This window comes from Halorubrum sp. Ea8, from assembly GCF_002252925.1.
In the GTDB taxonomy this organism is placed as follows: domain Archaea; phylum Halobacteriota; class Halobacteria; order Halobacteriales; family Haloferacaceae; genus Halorubrum.
Window position 1 is genome coordinate 15,037 of sequence record NZ_NHPF01000108.1, and the last position, 17,065, is coordinate 32,101.

At 69.4% G+C, this 17,065-nt stretch carries 15 protein-coding genes; 3 read left to right on the forward strand and 12 right to left on the reverse strand.

Annotated features, from left to right (window positions below; translation table 11 throughout):
* Positions 1-21: 21 nt before the first annotated feature.
* The 8 genes from DJ74_RS12655 to DJ74_RS12690 form a co-directional block, all read right to left on the reverse strand.
* Positions 22-1,257: an FAD-dependent oxidoreductase gene (locus DJ74_RS12655; RefSeq protein WP_094527471.1), complete on the reverse strand. Its 1,236-nt coding sequence runs from the start codon at positions 1,255-1,257 to the stop codon at positions 22-24.
* A 186-nt stretch (positions 1,258-1,443) separates the two neighbouring features.
* A complete protein-coding gene (locus DJ74_RS12660) occupies positions 1,444-1,677 on the reverse strand; it encodes a DUF2892 domain-containing protein (RefSeq protein ID WP_094527472.1) in 234 nt (77 codons plus the stop codon).
* 52 nt (positions 1,678-1,729) lie between these two features.
* Positions 1,730-3,523 (reverse strand): FAD-binding domain-containing protein, encoded by a 1,794-nt coding sequence (locus DJ74_RS12665; protein WP_094527473.1) that lies wholly within the window; start codon positions 3,521-3,523, stop codon positions 1,730-1,732.
* Between the two features lie 188 nt (positions 3,524-3,711).
* Positions 3,712-4,584 (reverse strand): sulfurtransferase, encoded by an 873-nt coding sequence (locus tag DJ74_RS12670; RefSeq protein ID WP_094527474.1) that lies wholly within the window; start codon positions 4,582-4,584, stop codon positions 3,712-3,714.
* 135 nt (positions 4,585-4,719) lie between these two features.
* The gene (locus tag DJ74_RS12675) at positions 4,720-5,145 is read right to left on the reverse strand and encodes a universal stress protein (RefSeq protein WP_094522504.1); all 426 of its coding nucleotides are present in this window, start codon (positions 5,143-5,145) and stop codon (positions 4,720-4,722) included.
* 71 nt (positions 5,146-5,216) lie between these two features.
* Positions 5,217-6,191: a Gfo/Idh/MocA family protein gene (locus DJ74_RS12680; RefSeq protein WP_094527475.1), complete on the reverse strand. Its 975-nt coding sequence runs from the start codon at positions 6,189-6,191 to the stop codon at positions 5,217-5,219.
* Positions 6,192-6,250: 59 nt separating this feature from the next.
* Positions 6,251-6,763 carry a GNAT family N-acetyltransferase gene (locus DJ74_RS12685; protein WP_094527476.1) on the reverse strand — a complete coding sequence of 171 codons (513 nt, stop codon included), beginning with the start codon at positions 6,761-6,763 and terminating at the stop codon, positions 6,251-6,253.
* Positions 6,760-8,061, reverse strand: a complete 1,302-nt coding sequence (locus DJ74_RS12690; RefSeq protein WP_094527477.1) for a TIGR00300 family protein — start codon at positions 8,059-8,061, stop codon at positions 6,760-6,762. Before DJ74_RS12690 ends, DJ74_RS12685 begins: the two co-directional genes overlap by 4 nt.
* Before the next feature lie 284 nt (positions 8,062-8,345).
* On the opposite strand from DJ74_RS12690, the gene DJ74_RS12695 reads away from it, so the two are divergent.
* Complete coding sequence (locus DJ74_RS12695) at positions 8,346-8,702, forward strand: hypothetical protein (RefSeq protein ID WP_094527478.1); 357 nt, start codon at positions 8,346-8,348, stop codon at positions 8,700-8,702.
* A gap of 1,339 nt (positions 8,703-10,041) precedes the next feature.
* Here DJ74_RS12695 and DJ74_RS12700 read toward each other — a convergent pair.
* Complete coding sequence (locus DJ74_RS12700) at positions 10,042-11,907, reverse strand: site-2 protease family protein (protein ID WP_094527479.1); 1,866 nt, start codon at positions 11,905-11,907, stop codon at positions 10,042-10,044.
* A 168-nt stretch (positions 11,908-12,075) separates the two neighbouring features.
* Between DJ74_RS12700 and DJ74_RS12705 the strand changes: the two genes are divergently transcribed.
* Complete coding sequence (locus tag DJ74_RS12705) at positions 12,076-12,318, forward strand: hypothetical protein (protein WP_094522512.1); 243 nt, start codon at positions 12,076-12,078, stop codon at positions 12,316-12,318.
* 125 nt (positions 12,319-12,443) lie between these two features.
* On the opposite strand, the gene DJ74_RS12710 is transcribed toward DJ74_RS12705, so the two are convergent.
* From DJ74_RS12710 to DJ74_RS12720, 3 genes are all read right to left on the reverse strand, one after another.
* Positions 12,444-14,162 carry a methyl-accepting chemotaxis protein gene (locus DJ74_RS12710; RefSeq protein WP_094527511.1) on the reverse strand — a complete coding sequence of 573 codons (1,719 nt, stop codon included), beginning with the start codon at positions 14,160-14,162 and terminating at the stop codon, positions 12,444-12,446.
* Between the two features lie 159 nt (positions 14,163-14,321).
* Complete coding sequence (locus DJ74_RS12715; protein WP_094527480.1) at positions 14,322-15,305, reverse strand: 5,10-methylenetetrahydromethanopterin reductase; 984 nt, start codon at positions 15,303-15,305, stop codon at positions 14,322-14,324.
* A gap of 24 nt (positions 15,306-15,329) precedes the next feature.
* Positions 15,330-16,088 (reverse strand): coenzyme F420-0:L-glutamate ligase, encoded by a 759-nt coding sequence (locus DJ74_RS12720; RefSeq protein WP_094522515.1) that lies wholly within the window; start codon positions 16,086-16,088, stop codon positions 15,330-15,332.
* Positions 16,089-16,550: 462 nt separating this feature from the next.
* On the opposite strand from DJ74_RS12720, the gene DJ74_RS12725 reads away from it, so the two are divergent.
* On the forward strand, positions 16,551-17,054 hold the full coding sequence (locus DJ74_RS12725; protein ID WP_094527481.1) for a DUF367 family protein: 504 nt from the start codon (positions 16,551-16,553) through the stop codon (positions 17,052-17,054).
* Positions 17,055-17,065: the final 11 nt, after the last annotated feature.

Below are 17,065 nucleotides of genomic sequence, written 5' to 3' on the forward strand. Positions count from 1 at the left end.
CGCCGTCCGATCCCCGCCGTTTCAGTCGTCGTCAGCGGCGGCGCTCACGACGCCGGCGTCGGTCGGGTTCGCCCCGCCGTACCGTTCGACGAACTCGTCGAGCCGAGCGGGGTCGTCGGCGCCGGGGAGCGGCTCCGTCGCGGTGTCGCAGGCGGCGTCGACGCCGAGTCGCTCGCAGACGCGGTCGGCCGTCAGCTCGGCCATCTCCCGGTAGGTCGTCAGCTTCCCGCCGACGACCGTGTGGAGGTTCCCGACGCCCTCGTCGGCGTGGTCGATCACGGTGAATCCGCGCGAGATCCCGCGCCGGTTCGATCCCGTCTCGTCCGGCGCGTACAGGGGGCGGACGCCCCACCACCGTCTCACCTCCGGGGCCTCGGCGACCGCGGGGAGCATCGCCGCGCACTCCTCGATCGAGCGCTCGACCTCCCAGTCGGCCGTCTCGTACTCGTCCGGGTCGTCGACCGGGACGCTCGTCGTGCCGAGCACGGCCTCCCCCTCGTGGGGGACGACGATGTCGCCGTCGTCGGGGTCGCGACACCGGTTCAACACCGGATCGAGCCCGTCGTACTCGACGGATATCATCACGCCGCGGCTCGGCGCCATCCCCACATCGACGCCGGCCAGGTCGGCGATCCGGTCGGCCCACGCCCCCGTCGCGTTGACGACGTGGTCCGGTCGGAGCGCGGCGTCGACGTCGCCGCCGACGCGCACGGTCGAGACCGCGCCGTCGGCAGTCTCGACGGCCTCGACGGGCGCGTCGGTGTGGACGGTGGCGCCGTGTCGCTCGGCGTCGGCCGCGTTCGCGGCGACCAGCCGAGAGGGATAAATCACGCCGTCCGGCACGCGGAACGCCTCCGCGACGTCGTCGGAGAGCCCCGGAACGACCGCCTGCGCCTCGTCGGCGTCGAGCCGCTCGGTCTCGATCCCGATCTCCTCGCAGGCCGCCACCTTCTCTTCGAAGTAGTCCGGGTCGTCGCCGCCGAGGCGGACGAACAGCCCGTCGGTCTCGCGGAGGCACGCCCCGGCGATCTCGCGGAGCGTCCGGTTCTCGCGGAGGCACTCCTCGGCGCCTCGAGGGTCGTCCTCCGCGTAGCGGGCGCCGCTGTGAAGCAGGCCGTGCGAGCGCCCGGAGGTGCCGCCGGCGAGCCCGCCGCGGTCGACGAGCGTCACGTCGACGCCGCGGAGCGCCAGGTCGCGGGCGACTCCGGCCCCGGTCGCGCCGCCTCCGATCACGAGGACGGTCGGGGTGTCGCTCACGATCGGTCACCTCGGTCGGCGAAGCGGTTCGCGCGCACGCACACGACAGTCATCGGTCTGCGTCGCAGGCTCATGTCATACGTTACGACTAGCCACACTTGAGGCTACCGTCGCCGGTGGTTCGAAACCGTCGAGAAGAACCGTCTCAACCCTTCTGTACGTGAAAGCCCGGACCGGTCGAGGGTCTTACCGTGAGCCGCCGGCCGACGCCGGGCACGTGTCGACGCCGATCAGGGAGTAGAGCGCGCACGTGCCGGTCGCGGCGGTCCCGAGCATGATCAGCGAGACGACGCCGAGGACGGGCGCGGCCAACGCCGGCACCGGAACCGCTCCCGCGAGCGTCGCGAGCGAGGCGATTCCGAACACCGCACCGAGGGCCGTTCTGACGCGCTTGTCCGTGGAACCGACATTCTGGTTCATGATTCACAATACGGTACACACATGTAAATACGTTCCCACGCCGGCTCGTCGGTCAGCCGTCGTCGTCGAAGGCGGACAGATCGGTCTGACGACCGCGCCGACGCCCCTCAGCGGTCGCCTCGCCGGCACCGCCGCTCGCTTCGGCCCCTCGTTCCGAGGCCTCGCTCCCGTGCTCCTCCGCGATCGCCCGTGCGGCGTCGAGTCCGCCCGAAAGGGAGGCGCGGCGGGCGATCCGCTCGTCCGCCAGCCTAGCGGCGGCCTCGGGATGCGCGTCGTAGTACCGCCGCTGGAACTCCTCGCGGGCCGCCTCGAAGTCGATGACGGGGTAGGGGTACTCCTCGCCGATCGACACGCCGCACTCAGCCTGAACGGCGAGCGGGGCGTGCTCGGGGCGGTCGAGGTGCTCGACTGGGAGCGGCTCCAGTTCGGGAACCCACCGCGCGATGAACTCCCCGTCCGGGTCGTGGTCGCGGACCTGCTTGCGCGGGTTGTAGAGCCGGAGCCCGGGGCGACCCACGAGCCCGCACTGCGACTGCCACTGCGTGTAGTTGATCGCGGCGTCCGCGTCGATCAGGTGCTCGTGGAAGTGGTCCGCGCCGATCCGCCACGGCTGCTGGAGGACGTGGAAGTAGACGCTCGCGCAGAGCGCCCGCATCCGGAAGTTGAGCCAACCGGTCTCGCGGAGGCAACGCATGCTCGCGTCGACCATGGGAAACCCGGTCTCGCCGGCCTTCCACGCCGCGACGAGCTCCGGGTCGTGTCGGTCCCGGTTGAATCCGGCGTACACCGGGTTGACGGCCTCGTCGAGCCACCCCGGCCAGTCGACCAGCTTCTGCCGGTAGTGGCGGTTCCAGAACAGCCGGGAGACGAACATCGACTTCCCCCGGCCGTCCGGCGCGTGCTCGTCGACGTACCGGTGGACCTCCCGAAGCGAGAGACAGCCGAACCGCAGGTACGGCGAGAGGCCGCTCGTGCCCTCGCGGGCGTCGACCGGCGAGGAGATGTTCCCGGGGTAGTCGCCGAGCCGCCCGGCGAACGACGCCAACCGATCGCGGCCCGCCGCCCGACCGCCGTCCGGCACCATCGATTTCTCGGGGGTCACGTCGTAGGCGGCCGCGACGGCCTCGGGCGACGGAACGAACGAGTCGCCGGTGTCCGGGGACGAGTCGGAGCCCGATCCCGATCCCGGTCCGGTCGCTATCCGCTCCACGTCGACGCGTCGCGGGTCCCAGTCGTGCGCGTCGGCGGCCAGCCACGACTCGATCGCTCCCTTCCACTCCCGGCGCGAGCGATCGGCGTCGCGGACCAGTCCGTCGCCGTCGACGAGCTCGACGCCGATCTCGTCGCGGGCGCGCTCGTCGCGCCGGAGTCCGTACCGACCGGTCACGCTCCGCGTCGCGACCACGTCCCAGCCGGCGTCGACGAAGCGACCGAGCACCTCGATCGGGTCGCCGTGGGCGTACGTCAGGCCCGGCGCGCCCACGTCGCGGTACTGTCGGTCGAGGTCGCGCAGGGAGTCGTGAAGGAACGCGATCCGGGCGTCGCACGCGAGGCCGCGGTCGCCGTAGAAGGCGGGATCGAAGACGAACAGCGGGAGAACGACGGGGTCGGCGTCCTCCGCGGCCGCCGTCCCGTCAGCGTCCTCCGCGGTCGCCGCCTCGTCGGTATCTCGCTCCGTCGCCGCGGCCGCGGACGCGGCCGTCGCGAGCGCGGGGTTGTCCGCGATCCGGAGGTCCTCGCGGTGCCAGACCACGGTGCCGGCCTCGGTCGGCGACCCGGTGACCGACCGAATCGCCTCCGGATCCGGGACCGTCGGCGGCGTCGGGGCGTGGTCGTCCGCACCCATGTTCGATCCCGGATACGGGCTCTCGCCGCAAGGCCCTGTCGGCGGCGGCCCGGGTGGCCGGCAGACCCGGACGGTCGGCGGCCGACACCGCGGAGACCTTGCCGCCGAACGGGCGTGCGCGGCGTCCTCCTCGCTTAGTGACTTATTTAAATAGCGTCAGCGGGTCGACGGCGGCGACCGAGCGCCGCTTACTCGCCCGTCTCGATCGGCGCGCCGACGAGGTTGCCCCACTCGGTCCACGAGCCGTCGTAGTTACGGACGTCGTCGTAGCCGAGCAGTTCGTGCAGGAGGAACCACTCGATCGACGAGCGCTCGCCGACGCGGCAGTAGGTGATCGTGGACTCGTCGCCGTCGACGCCGGCCTCGCTGTACAGCTCGCGGAGCTCGTCGGCGCTCTTGAACGTGCCGTCCTCGTTCAGCGTGGTCCCGATCGGGACGCTGCTGGCGCCGGGGATGTGGCCGCCGCGCTGGGCCGTCTCGTTGAGTCCTTCGGGCGCGATGACCTCGCCGGAGAACTCCTCGGGCGAGCGGACGTCGACCATCGGGATCCCCTCTTCGATCGCCTTGTCGATGTCGTCCTTATAGGCGCGGACGTTCTCGAAGGGGCCGCGGGCCTCGTAGTCGCGCGGCGTGAAGTCGGGCTCCTCGGTCGTGAGCGGGTAGTCGTTGGCGACCCAGTACCCCTTCCCGCCGTCGATAACGCGGACGTCATCGTGACCGTAGTACTTGTAGATCCAGTAGCCGAACAGCGCGAACCAGTTCGGGACGCGGCCGCCGCCGTAGACGACGACCGTCGTGTCGGCGTCGATTCCGGCTTCCCCGTTGCGGGCCGCGAAGTCCGCCTTGGAGACGATGTCGCGCTCCGTCTCATCGGTGAACACCTCGTCCCACTCGAAGTTCAGCGCGCCGGGGATGTGCCCCTCTTCGTACGGCGTGTACTCCGACTCGTCTGTGACGGTCGGATTGTTGATCTCGACGAGCCGGTGATCGGAGTCGTCGTCCTGAAACGCGTCGAGGTTCGATTCCACCCAGTCCGCCGTGACGAGTACTTCCTCAGACATCACCTCATGTTACGCGGGCGACGGTTTTGAAGGCCCGGTACTGGTGGTCATTGCCGTCGTCTCTGACGCCGCGGCCGCCGCGGACGTCCTCGGTCGGCACTCCTCGCCCGTCGAGCGCGGCGATCGCGGCCGACGCTACCGGATCACAGTCACCGGCACGTCCGCCTTGTCGACGACGCTCTTCGCGACGCTGCCGACGACCTGCTCGCGCTCCTCGCTCAGCCCCCGGTGACCGACGTATATGGCGTTGACGTCCGCCTCGGCGGCGTAGTCGGCGATCGCGTCGGCCGGGCGACCGGTGAGCAGCTGCGTCTCCACGTCGATGGACTCGTCGCCGACCGCCTCCTCGGCGACCGTCTCGGCGTTGGCGAGGACGCTCTGGCCGGCCTCGACCGCGGCCTCCTCGCCCGGGAGGACGATCGTTCCGTCGACGAGCTCCGAGTCCGGCGTCAACACGTGGGCGATCTCGAGGGTCTCGTAGAACGCGACCGCCTGACGCGCGGCGTACCGGACCGCCTCATCGCTCTCAGTCGATCCGTCGGTGGCCACGAGATAGCTCATATCCGAAGGTCGCGGCGGCACGCATATAACTCCTGTCCGGCGTTCTCACGTCCTGCGGTTCCGGTCCGCCGTCAGCCGTCGAGGGCGACGCGGTCCCCGTCCGACGCGTGGATCGCTTCGAGCGCCGCCTGGACCCGGGTCGCCTCCCCGAAGGAGACGAGGTCGCCCCCGTCGCCGTCCATCGCCCGCGCGAACTCGGTCAGCAGCGCCGCGGTGGTGTCGCCGCGCTCGTCGACGAGGGTCCGCTCGCCCTCGCGGCCGCGGTCGCGAACGAGCCGGTGCCACTCAGTCAGCGAGAGCGACCCGTCGTCCCCGACGACCGTGACGACGTTCTCCTCCTCGCCCTCGTGGTCGCAGAGCAGGTCGATCGTCCCCCGAAGGCCGTCGGCCCGGAACGTCCCGACGACGTCGTCCTCGTACGCGTCCGGCCCCGCGTAGCCGACGTCCGCGCTCACCGCGTCGACGGCGCCGAACAGCTCCCGGACGCCGAAGAGGAAGTGGGTCCCGACCTCCCGCAGCGGGCCGCCCTGTTCGCGCGACTCCAGCCACGCGACGTCCTGCCACTCGCGCGGCCACTGCGGGAAGCGGAACCGGAGTTCGACCCGGCGCCGGTCGCCGATCGCGCCCGCTTCGACCAGCTCTCGAAGCCGGACGAATCCGGGCGTGTACCGGAACGGGAGGTTCACCGCGGTCGCGAGGTCCCGGTCCGCGGCGAGGGAGCTCATCCGCCGGCCCGCCTCGGCGTCCGCCGCGATGGGCTTCTCGCAGATCACGTGTCGGCCGGCGTCGAGCGCGTCGGTGACCACCGCCTCGTGTGCGAGCGGGGGGACGCCGACGTAGACGGCGTCGAGCCCCTCTCGCTCCGCGAGCGCCGCGTGATCGGTCATTGTCGCCGTCGACGCCGTGCCGTAGTCGGCCGCCAGGGAGGCGGCCCGGTCCGCGTCGAGGTCGCAGGCCGCGGCGAGCTCGTACCGATCGTGGGCGTCGACCGCGGCGGCGAGCCGGGTCCCGATCACGCCGCAGCCGACGATGCCGATGTCGTACATGGATCCGGGGAACGGGCAGGGAGGCTTGTACCTTCGGAACGGCGTCGCGCGGCCGCGACTCAGTCGCGGTCGACCGGTCGCGCGACCATCTCGCCCCACGATTCGAAGCCGTGGCGGTCGTAGAACGCTCGGGCGCGCTCGTTCGCGGGGTCGACGTCGAGCACGACCCGGTCCAGCGGGAGCGACTGGTCGCCCGCGAGGTCGACGGCGGCGGCCATCAGGTCGTCGGCGACGCCCGTGCCGCGGTGTTCCGGGGCGACGTAGAGCTCGTTTATCACGGCCGCGTCCCAGATCATCGCCAGCCGCTCGGGAAGCACGAAGACGTAGCCGACGACCGACTCGCCCTCCCCCTCGTCGACCGCGACCGTCACGCACCGCTCGTCGTCGGCGACGCATCGCTCGACCCACGCCAGCCACTCCTTCCGGTACTCGTCGGTGAGCTTCCCCTCGTAGACGGCCGCCTTGTCGTCGCCGCCGGTGTTCGCGCCGAGCCCGCGCTCGAAGGCGAGCTTACACTCGTACAGGTCGTCGGCGTCGCTCGCGGGATCGTACGGTCGAAGCGCGACATTCACGCCTCATCGCCGCCGTTCCCGGCCTCGATGTCGCCCCCGTTCCCGGTCTCGATGTCGTCCCCGCCCTCCAGCACGAACTCCGCGAGCGTCGGCACGAACGTCCCGATGTCGGTGACCATCCCAACGGCCTGCGCCGAGCCCCGGTCGAGCAGTTGGGTGACGGTCGCCGGGTTGATGTCGACGCAGACGGTCTTCGTCGTCGACGGGAGGCAGTTGCCGACGGCGACCGAGTGGAGCAGCGTCGCGAGCATGATCACGATGTCGGCCTCGTGGGCCTGCTCGCGGATCGCGTTCTGCGCCTCGACGGCGTCGGTGATCGTGTCCGGCAGGGGACCGTCGTCGCGGATCGAGCCCGCGAGGACGACGTCGACGTCGCGCTCGACGCACTCGTACATCACGCCCTCGGTGACGATCCCCTCCTCCACGGCGGGTTCGATCCCGCCCGCGCGGATGATCTCCGAGATGGTCCAGATGTGGTGTTTGTGCCCCTTCCGCGGGTGTTCGAGCGTCTCGACGTCCATCCCGAGCGACGTGCCGTACAGCGAGCGCTCCAGGTCGTGGGTCGCGAAGCCGTTCCCGGCAGAGAGCGCGTCGACGTACCCCGCGGCGACGAGGTCCGCGAGCGCGTCGCCCGCGCCCGAGTGGATCACGGCCGGCCCCGCGACGACCATCACGGTGCCGCCCGAGCGCTTCACCGCGCGCAACTCCGCGGCGACCTCGCGGATGGTGGATTCGGAGGGCCGCTCCGCGGAGACCCCGCCCTGCATGAAGCCGAAGGCGCCGCCGCCGCTCCGCGGGCGCTCCGGCGGCCGCACTCGGATCCCCGACTGGTCGGTCGCGATCAGGTCACCCTCCTCGACCGCGTTGAGCACCTTCGTGTGCGCTCGCGGCTCGCCGTTCGGACCGCCGTCCGGCTCCACGACCAGCGCGCAGTCCATCTCGATCCGCTCGACCTCGGTCCACTCCCCGTCGTACAGCACCTCGGTCGGGTGGTTCGTGGTGGAGTAGAAGTCGGGCGGCACGACCCTGTCTTCGGGGGCCGCGACGAGGTCAACGTCGGTCGGACTCTCGAGCACCGCGCCGTTCTGGTGGAGCTCGTGGAGGATCGCCCGGAGCGTCTCCGCGTCGTCGGCCGAGACCGTCATCCGGCAGTAGGACTCCTCATCTTCGTGTTTTCCCACGTCGAACCGCTCGACGTCGAAGGAGCCGCCGAGGTCCATCACCGCGCCGAAACAGCGCTGCATCGTCCCGCTGTCGATGATGTGGCCCTCGATCTCGACCGTCCGCGAGTGGGTCATACGGTGGTGTCACGCCCGTCGGGGAAACGCGTTTCCCTCGCCCTGTGAGAGCACCTCAACAGCGAGTGTACTCAGACTGTTCTGCTGAAGTCCTCTCGGACTGATAGGCACCGATTGCTGAATACAGAGGTGCAGTCAGCGCAGCGGCTTCGTCTCTTTCAGCTACTTTCGGCTGAATCAGCTGCTCAGTGTGGCTGCGTATTTACTACTGCAATCGCGGTGTTCAGTCTCTATCCAAATTGAGAACACCCGTTTTTTAACATATCGTGAAGAACGTCAGTTGCATGCCCTCCCTGAAACGTGTCCATCTTGTAGCAGCATTCGTCTTGCTTGGTGTCACTGCGTTCCTTTACTCGGTGATTATCACCCAAGAACTCCTTCTCGGCACGGGCGTTGCGATCGCGTCCTTCGTCGTCGCAATATTCGCGTACTACGGAGGTACCAACCGAAAGACAGCCGCTCACGCAACGATCATCGTCACACTCATTTACGGCGTTTTCACTCTCCAGCTTCCTATTGCTGTCATCGCGGCCTGCGTCGTCTACCTCACCGTGTGGCTGACCGGCTCGGACAGCCCACTCGACGCACCTGACACGCAGGTCTTCCCGGTCGAATCGACGGCTACCAACGAATCCGACTAGAGCAAGTGAACCGGACGATCTACGGGTCCCTTGAGGCGATCAGTCAGCCGATTCTTGGTACGTGGTTTGTTCAGTGAGTCACCTGAACTGACCGCACTGAACAGCCTCGAACCGACCGAGTCATCGTGTAAGACTCGCGCTCTGTATGCAGCAATGTCATCAAGAGCTCCGCTGGTTCCGACAGAAACGTTGTGACCGACTCGGAGCATGTAGTCAGCAAGTGAGTACTCCATCCGCACCGATTGTTGAGAAACGTATTGTATCCGAGCATGCTTATTTGTACTAAATTTTATTCTTCCGGCCGATCATATCCGAATATCTTGTTCCGAACGGTTGTAGGCTATCTGGTCGGTTTCGGCTTGGTGCTCGCAAGCATCACTACATGGTGGGTCGGCGGTAATGCGATACTGGTCGGAACACACACCGGTGGAGCAACTCTCGTAGTTGTCGGATTATTATTCTTGTTCGCCGGCGTGCTTGCGTTCCCTCTAAGCCGGCGAAGGCTACAGGCTCGATTTGATATCAATCTCTCGGCTTCAACGACATTAATCGTAGGTGGTAGTGCTATCGTACTCGCGGTGATTATTTTAGTTATATCTTTAATCGCACTACTGGCTTCTTGACGGATGAACATATCTCACTCTAAATCATAAAAACTTCAAATTAATTCGAGTGACAAATCCGTTTAGATATACCGCTCCGTGACCGATACGCGCACTGTATTCAGTACAACTTGTTTAAATTATCACTTATTGAGAACCTCAACAGAGCCGGTCTGACGTGTCTCGGACAGTATGGAGATTGCGGATCGACGGCGACCACCTCCAAAACCCCAGCCGCGAGGAGCTCGCGGCCTACCGGCCGCTCGTCAGTCGAGGGCTGCCTTCGGTCGCCCTCGCTACTCGCGCGGCTCGCTGTCGTTCGAAAGGCGCGGAGCGCCTTTCGTGATGTCGTTAGAACGCTCTGCGCTCTGACTGCTAGCCGGAAATCTCTGATTTCCGGCGGTGACGAGAGAGCGAAGCTCTCTCGAACCACGCTTCTCGACCGCTCACTCCGTTCGCGGTCTGCGGTGCTCGAGCCGCCGTGCCTCGTCCTCGCGACAGCGAGGCGCTTCGCGCCGTTGGCAGCCGGCGGCGAAGCCGCCGGCGACTGCCCCGTTGAGTCCCACCCCGCACAGCACCGCAACCGCACCTCTCACCTCCCCAGCCTCGTCGCTCACTCCGTTCGCGACTCCAGCGAGAATCGGAGATTCTCTGGCAGCCGGCGCGGAGCGCCGGCGACCTCGCGCGTGCTCCTCGCGGCCGCCTCCGGCGGCCACTCGCAGGCACGCGCCACCGCCTCAGATCAGCCCGAGCGCCGCGAGGATCTGGTTGCCGAACACCATCGCGATCAGCCCGGCGAGCATGACGAGTCCCGACGAGACGGTGATCGTCCGGACCGCGGCGTGCCGGTCGGAGAGCGGGATCCGACTGATCACCGCCTCGGCGACCATCCGGAGGATCCGCCCGCCGTCGAGCGGGAACGCCGGGAGGCAGTTGAACAGTGCGAGCTGGATGTTGATCCAGCCGGTCCAGAAGAGGAGGTTCGCGAGCAGGAAGACCCCGCCGGCGAGCGCGCCGGAGGCCCCGTCGACGACGAAGAAGTTCGTCACGTCGCCGGTGAACCCCGCGAAGTTGAACGGGAGCCCGAAGAGACTGCCGAGCGGGAGGATGAGCGAGACGAACACGAGCCCGAGCGGCGAGTCGGTCAGGCCGCCGAGCGCCATTCCGTCGCCCGCGGCCTCGCCGCCGTCGCCGCCGAGCAGTTCGAGGTACGCGCCGGCGGGGTACTCGGAGACGCCGAAGTCGTCGAGCGCGAGCCCGCTCGATCCGGGGAACACCGAGACGCCAACGAACCCGCCGTCGCGGTTCGGGTGCGGGGCCAGCTCGACGTCGTACGTCTGCCGCTCGTCCGCGGCGTCGTAGGCGATCACCTCGACCGTCGCGCCGGGGTCGCGCTCGCCGAGGACCGCCGAGAGGTCTCCGGCGTCGTGGATCCGCTCCCCGTCGATCGAGACGATCGTCAGCGGCTCGCCGGGCGCCGCCCCGGCGTCGTCGAGCGGGCCGTCCTCCTGCACGCCGAGCGCGTAGGCGCCGATCGGGATCTCCGCGGTCGTCGCGTTGCCCCCGTCGCCGCCGGCGCTCCTCACCGACACCGTGGCTCGCTCCGCGTCGCCGACGGCCTCGTAGAAGCCGCGCTCGGTCGCCACCGGGTCGCCGTTCACCGACTCGACGGTCAGCGGCGCCTCCGCGATCATCACGCCGAGGGGGTTCCCGCCGGCGGAGCCGACCGCCTGCAGCGAGCGCTCGACCTCGACGGTGCGCTCCCCGTCGCCGTCGTCGGCCGTGACCGTCACCGTGTCGCCCGCGTCCGCGAGCGCGGCCTCGAACTCGGCGGCCGTGTCGACCGGCGCGCCGCCGACCTCGACGATCCGGTCGCCCGCCGCGAGCCCCGCGGCCTCGGCCGGCGAACCGGGGTTCACCTCGCCGACGGCGTAGCCGGGCGCCGGCGAGATGGCGCCGGCGACGGGGCCGAACAGCAGCGCGAACACGAGCACCGTGAGCAGCGTGTTGGCGGTGACGCCGGCCGCGAACATCCGGGCGCGGGCGCCGCGGGAGGCCGCCTGCGTCGCCTCCTCGTCCGGTTCGACGAAGGCGCCGACGGGGAGGACCGCGAAGAAGACGAGTCCCATCGACTCGATGTCGATGTCCTCGACGCGGCACAGCAGGCCGTGCGCGCCCTCGTGGACGACCATCGCGACCGCGAGCCCGGCGATGATCTCGGGCGCGACCGACAGCGGCAGGAAGTCGTTGACGCCGGGGATGATGAGGAAGTTCTGCGGCTGCTGGATCGCGGAGGGCTGAGCGGTGTTCAGCGCCGAGGCCGCCGACGAGAGGATCAGGAAGAACGACCCGATCATCGCGACGAGGGCCCCGCCGAGCCCGAGGTTCGCGAGCCCGCGCCAGAAGCGTCTCGGGGCCGCGAGCCGGTCGAGGAACTCCCGGCCCCGGAGCGTGCGGAGGGTCAGTATCGGACCGGAGACGCCGACCGACTCCGGCAGTATCCCGCGGTCCCGGAGCCACAGCGCGGCCGCGGAGTACGCGAGGACACCGGTGAGGACCCACAGGAGCGTGTTCTCGGCGAACAGGTCCGTCAACGCGTTCATTACCGTCACGTCCGTGTCCGTTCGGTGTAAGGCGTTCGGTTATCGGAACCGACTCGGCGGGGAGCAGCCGTCGCGTCGGCCCGCCTCCGAGCGGGGCGCCGTCCGTATTCCGAAGGGATAGCGGCCGAGAACTCAACACCCAAGTACCCCGCGGATCAACGCCCGTCCATGTTCGCGCTTATCGACTTCGTCGCGCGGGTCGTCGGCGACATCGGCCGCTTCCTCGACATCTTCCTGAACGACCTCATCCTCGGCGCCGGAGACCCGCTCTCGGCGCTGCTCGTCCTCGTCGGGCAGGTCCTGATCGTCGCCTCCGTGGCCGCGCTCGGCTACGCCGCGGTCGGCGCCCTGTTACAGGAGATCGGCGTGAAGATCCCCTCGCTCGGCGGTCGCGGTCGCTCCGAGCAGTAAGCGGGCGTCGACCTCACTCGCCGCGGCGACGTGGACCGCGGTCGCGACCGGATCCTCTGCGGCGACGTGGACCGCGGTCGCGACCGGATCCTCTGCGACGGCGTCGACCGCGGTCGCGACCGGGCTCAGTCGTCGGTCGAGGCCGGCCGCGTCCGGGCCGACGTCCCCGACTCCGACCCCGTCGGCCGCGGCGTCCCCGCGACCGGTTCCGCCGGCACCTCGAACTCGTCGAGCCTCGCGAGGAGTTCGTCGGACCGGTCGGAGAGGGCGTGCGCGCTGTCGGTCGCCTCGGAGACGCTCGCGGTCTGTTGCACCGCCGCCGCGGCGACGGTCTCGGCCTCGCTCGCGGTCTGGCCGCTCACCGCAGCCACGTCCTCGACCATGTCGACGACCTCCTGGGTCGTCCGGGCCTGGTCGTCGGTCGCCTCGCTGATCTCCTGAACCGTCTCGTCGACCACGGTCACGTCCTCGACGACCTCCTCGAACTCTCGGAGGGTCGACTCGACCGCGCCGACGCTCTCGGACACCTGCGACTCCATCGCGTCGACGTCGGCCGCCGTGTCGGTCGACACCGACTGTATGCCGTCGATCCGGTCCGAGATCGCCGCCGCCTCGGCCCGGGTCTCCTCCGCGAGCGCCTTCACTTCGTCGGCGACGACCGCGAACCCGTCGCCGGAGCCGTCGGCCCGAGCGGCCTCGATCGAGGCGTTCAGCGCGAGCAGGTTCGTCTCCTCCGCGATCCCGTCGATCACGGCCGCGATCTCGTCGATCTCGTCGATCCGGTCGACGAGGCTTTCGACGGCGGTCGCCGTCTCCCCGATCCGCGCTTCGAGGGCCTCCAGTTCGGCGATCGCCTCGGCGGCCTCCTCCCGGCCGGCTCGACCGCGGTCCGCGGCGCTCCGGGCCGTCGTCGCCGCGTCGTCGGCGGAGGCGGCGATCTCCTCGACGGTCGCCGACAGCGTGCTCATCTCCGCCGAGACGGCGTCCAGGTCGTCCGTCTGCTCGCTCGCGCCGTCGGATATCTCCCGTACCGACCGCGCGACCTCCTCGGACGCGTCGTCGACCTCGTCCATGCTCGCCCGCACGTCGTCGCTCGACGCCGCGACGCCCTCGGTGAACGACCGGACCTCGCCGATCGTCTCGCCGACCGTCGCGACGAGTCGGTTGTAGTTCCCGACGAGCTCGGCGTACCGGTCGTCGTCGGTGCCGAGCGACTCGGCGTCGATCGTCGCGGTGAGGTCGCCCGCCTGCGCGCGCTCGGCGGCGTCTCCGAACGCGTCGACGACCGACTCCAGTTCTGTCGTGTACGCCGCCATGTTCGCGGCCATCTCGTCTAAGGCGTCGCCGAACTCCCCCGGGACCTCCTCGTCGAGGACCGGGTCGTCGAACTCCTGCGCGGCGAGCGCCTCGGCCTGCGCCGAGACGGTCCCCAAGTAGCGTTCGACCTCGACGAACGAGCGGACGAGGCCGCCGATCTCGTCGGGCTGGTCGCGGCCCACGGGTCCGTCAGAACGATCGCGGACAACCCGCTCGTCAGAACGATCGCGGCCCACCGGCTCGTCCGCCTGATCGCCGGACCCGTCACGACGGACGTCGCCCGCCGCGATCGAGTCGGCTCCGGCTTCGAGGCGTCGGAGCGGCGCGACGAAGTCCCGGCGCACGATGAGCAGCGTGTTGTAGATCGCCGCGATCGCCCCGAGGAACAGCGTGCCGGAGACCGCGGACGCGAGGGTCCCGGAGAGGACGAACGGGGTGAGGAAGATGCCGACGGTGACGAGGAACTGGATGCCGACGGCCGTCAGGATTTTGCGCTCTATCGACTCGGAGACGCCGAGGCGGTCCATCGTGGCCCAGAGGAGGGCCTCGTACCGCTCGCGAACTCCCCGGCGTCGCTCTCGGTCGCTCGACATGATCCGAACTGGGCCGGAGCGGCTTAAGAACCTCTGCCCCGAGTTCTCAGGAGCGATTCTCGATTCTCGGACCGCGGGAGCGCGGGGGTGGAGTTAAAAGAGGCCGTCGACGGTCTCGGCCGCGAGGTCGACCGCCGACTCCAGGTCCGGGCCGAGCGGCGAGCCGACGACGAGCCCGTCGGCGTGGTCGGCCACGGCCGCCGCGCGCTCGCGGACGGTCGCCGGCGAGCCGGCCATGCAGAACGCGTCGACCATCGCCGGCGTCACCAGGTCGAACGCCGCCGAGAACTCGCCCGCGGAGACGCGCTCGCCGATTTCGGACGCCGCGTCCGGGTCGATCCCGTGACGCTTCAACACCGGCGGCGCCGCGCCCGCAGTTATAAAGGCGACCGGGGGTCGGGCGGCCTCGCGGGCCGCGTCCTCGTCCTCGTCGATCGAGACCGCGGCGTACGCGATCAGGTCGAAGCCGCCGCGGTGATCCGGCCGGTCGGCGAGCCCGTCGTCGACCTGCTCGCGGGCCCACTCGAGGTCCTTCGGGTGCGAGCCGTTGTACAGCAGGCCGTCCGCGTGCTTCGCCGCCATCCGGCACATGTGCGGGCCCTCGCCGCCGACGTGGATCGGGATGTCCGCGCCCTGCGGCGGCTCGTAGTTGAGCCCCGCCTCGCTGGCGTCGAAGGTGCCGTCGTGGTCGACGCGCTCGCCGGCCCACAGCTTCTGCGCGGTCTTGAACGCCTCCAGCACGGAGCGGAGCCCGCGCTCGTCGGCGAGCCCGAGGTTCGCCAGCGTGGAGGGGTCGCCGGGGCCGAGCCCGAAGACGGCGCGTCCTTCGGAGAGCTCGTCGACGGTGGCGACCCGGGAGGCGAGCGTCACGGGGTGGGTCTCGTAGGGGTTCGCGACGCCCGGGCCGATCCGGACCGACTCCGTGGCGGTCGCGAGCTGCGAGAGGAACGCCCACGGGTCGCGGTTGTTGTAGTGACACGTCGAGTAGACGGCGTCGTAGCCGGCCTCCTCGGCGCGGACGCCGAGGTCGACGAGGCGGTGCAGGTCGTGTTCGGGAGTGAGTTCGATACCGAGCATGTCAGTTGTCCTCGTAGCTCCGGTTCAGCTGTCCTCGTAGCTCCAGTCGCGCAGCGCCTGCCGGACGAAGTCGCCCGCGACCTCGCGGAAGTGGTTTTCAGAGCCCTCGTGGTCGCCGAACGTCCAGTCCCGGACGACGACGACCGGCGTCCCGCCGTCGCCCTCGCCGGCGACGAGGTTCGCCGCCGCGGCGAGCTCGTCGATGACGTTCTGGACGGTGACGCCCATCTCCCGGCCGTCGCGGTCCCGCTCGCCGCGCCAGTCGCGGCTCGCCGGCAGGCCGGCCCAGCCGATCGCGACCCCGCGCTGGCCGTGGCGGAACGGTCGCCCGCAGGTGTCGCTGACGACCACCCGGTCGGCCGCGAGCCCCTCGCGGATCCGCTCCGCGCTCTCGGAGGGGCGCTCCGGGAGCAGCAGCAGGTCGCCGTCGGGGACGTTCGACCGGTCGATCCCGGCGTTGACGCCGATGTGGCCGAAGCGCGTCGCCGTCAGGAGGAACGGCGCCTCCATGATGAGCTCCGTCGACTCCTCGATGACGGCCTGCGCGAAGCGCGGGTCCTTCTCCTCGCCCGAGAGCTCCGCGAGCCGGTCGGCGACCTCGTTCGCGCGCGGCCCGGCCGGAAAGTCGGAGAGGTCGAACGTCCGTCCCTCGGCCTTGGAGACGACGGTGCTGGCGACGACGACGACGTCGTCCTCGCGGAGGTCGACGCGCTCGTCGATCATGGCCGCGAGGTCGTCTCCCTCCCGGATCTCCGGGAGGTCCGGGACGGCGAACAGCTCCATACGGACTCCTGCGGGGCGACGAGGAAAAACCCCGCCGGTACCGGGCCGGTTTGACGGTATTCGGGACACCCCGCGGAGCGGGGAGACCGCGACGGCGAATCCGTCTCCCGTCATGCCTTTACAAACCAGCCTAACGTCCAGTTGAAAGCGTGTTTAGAAAACGTATAAGCAAAGTCAGAGATAGTAAGCAAACACATATTAGGAAATATGCGAAATAATGATTTTTTCAGCCGAACGCATTTACGTGGTCGGCCACGAGCACTGACCGCGATGAGTGAACCCACAACCGAAGGCGAATCGGAGCCGATCGGGACGCAAACGCGCGTCCCGCCGGAAAGCGACGACCGCGACCCGTTCGTGACGCGGACTCGCGCCCCGTGATCGGGCGGGAACGACCGCCGCGACATTTTTTCGCCTCGTCCCGTCCGCACGGCTTATACGCGGCTCCCGCGAACGCCGGGTGTGGACCTGCACGTCCGGTACGAGGGCGACGACGACCCCGACAAGTGCACGGCCCGGAAGCTCGCGCGGTTCGACCTCGCCGAGCTGCACCGCTCGGACCGCGCGACTCCATACGGGGTCGTGCTCAACCCGCACGCCGAGCGCGCCCTCTCACCCGCCGACGCCGAACTCGCCCGCGAGAACGCGCTCGTCGCGCTGGACTGCTCGTGGGAGTCGGCCGGCGAGAAGATGTTCAGCCTCCCCGGCGAGCACCGCGCGCTCCCGTACCTCGTCGCCGGCAACCCCGTGAACTTCGGCCGACCGATGCGGCTCACGACGGTGGAGGCGTTCGCGGCCGCGCTCGCGATCCTCGGTGAGCCCGACCACGCGGAGCGAGTCATGGCGAAGTTCACGTGGGGAGAGACGTTCCTCGACCTCAACGAGGAGCCGCTCCGGCGGTACGCCGACTGCGAGGACTCGGCCGAGGTCGTCGCGATTCAACAGGAGTACCTGGACCGGAAGTAGCGGGGGATCAG

Coding starts and splice junctions, on each gene's coding strand:
- DJ74_RS12680 (WP_094527475.1), bottom strand. CDS start 6,191: ATGTACGACATCGGCATCGTCGGCTGCGGCGTGATCGGGACCCGGCTC.
- DJ74_RS12720 (WP_094522515.1), bottom strand. CDS start 16,088: ATGGAGCTGTTCGCCGTCCCGGACCTCCCGGAGATCCGGGAGGGAGAC.
- DJ74_RS12665 (WP_094527473.1), bottom strand. CDS start 3,523: ATGGGTGCGGACGACCACGCCCCGACGCCGCCGACGGTCCCGGATCCG.
- DJ74_RS12705 (WP_094522512.1), top strand. CDS start 12,076: ATGTTCGCGCTTATCGACTTCGTCGCGCGGGTCGTCGGCGACATCGGC.
- DJ74_RS12695 (WP_094527478.1), top strand. CDS start 8,346: ATGCCCTCCCTGAAACGTGTCCATCTTGTAGCAGCATTCGTCTTGCTT.
- DJ74_RS12715 (WP_094527480.1), bottom strand. CDS start 15,305: ATGCTCGGTATCGAACTCACTCCCGAACACGACCTGCACCGCCTCGTC.
- DJ74_RS12690 (WP_094527477.1), bottom strand. CDS start 8,061: ATGACCCACTCGCGGACGGTCGAGATCGAGGGCCACATCATCGACAGC.
- DJ74_RS12700 (WP_094527479.1), bottom strand. CDS start 11,907: ATGAACGCGTTGACGGACCTGTTCGCCGAGAACACGCTCCTGTGGGTC.
- DJ74_RS12675 (WP_094522504.1), bottom strand. CDS start 5,145: ATGAGCTATCTCGTGGCCACCGACGGATCGACTGAGAGCGATGAGGCG.
- DJ74_RS12660 (WP_094527472.1), bottom strand. CDS start 1,677: ATGAACCAGAATGTCGGTTCCACGGACAAGCGCGTCAGAACGGCCCTC.
- DJ74_RS12670 (WP_094527474.1), bottom strand. CDS start 4,584: ATGTCTGAGGAAGTACTCGTCACGGCGGACTGGGTGGAATCGAACCTC.
- DJ74_RS12710 (WP_094527511.1), bottom strand. CDS start 14,162: ATGGACCGCCTCGGCGTCTCCGAGTCGATAGAGCGCAAAATCCTGACG.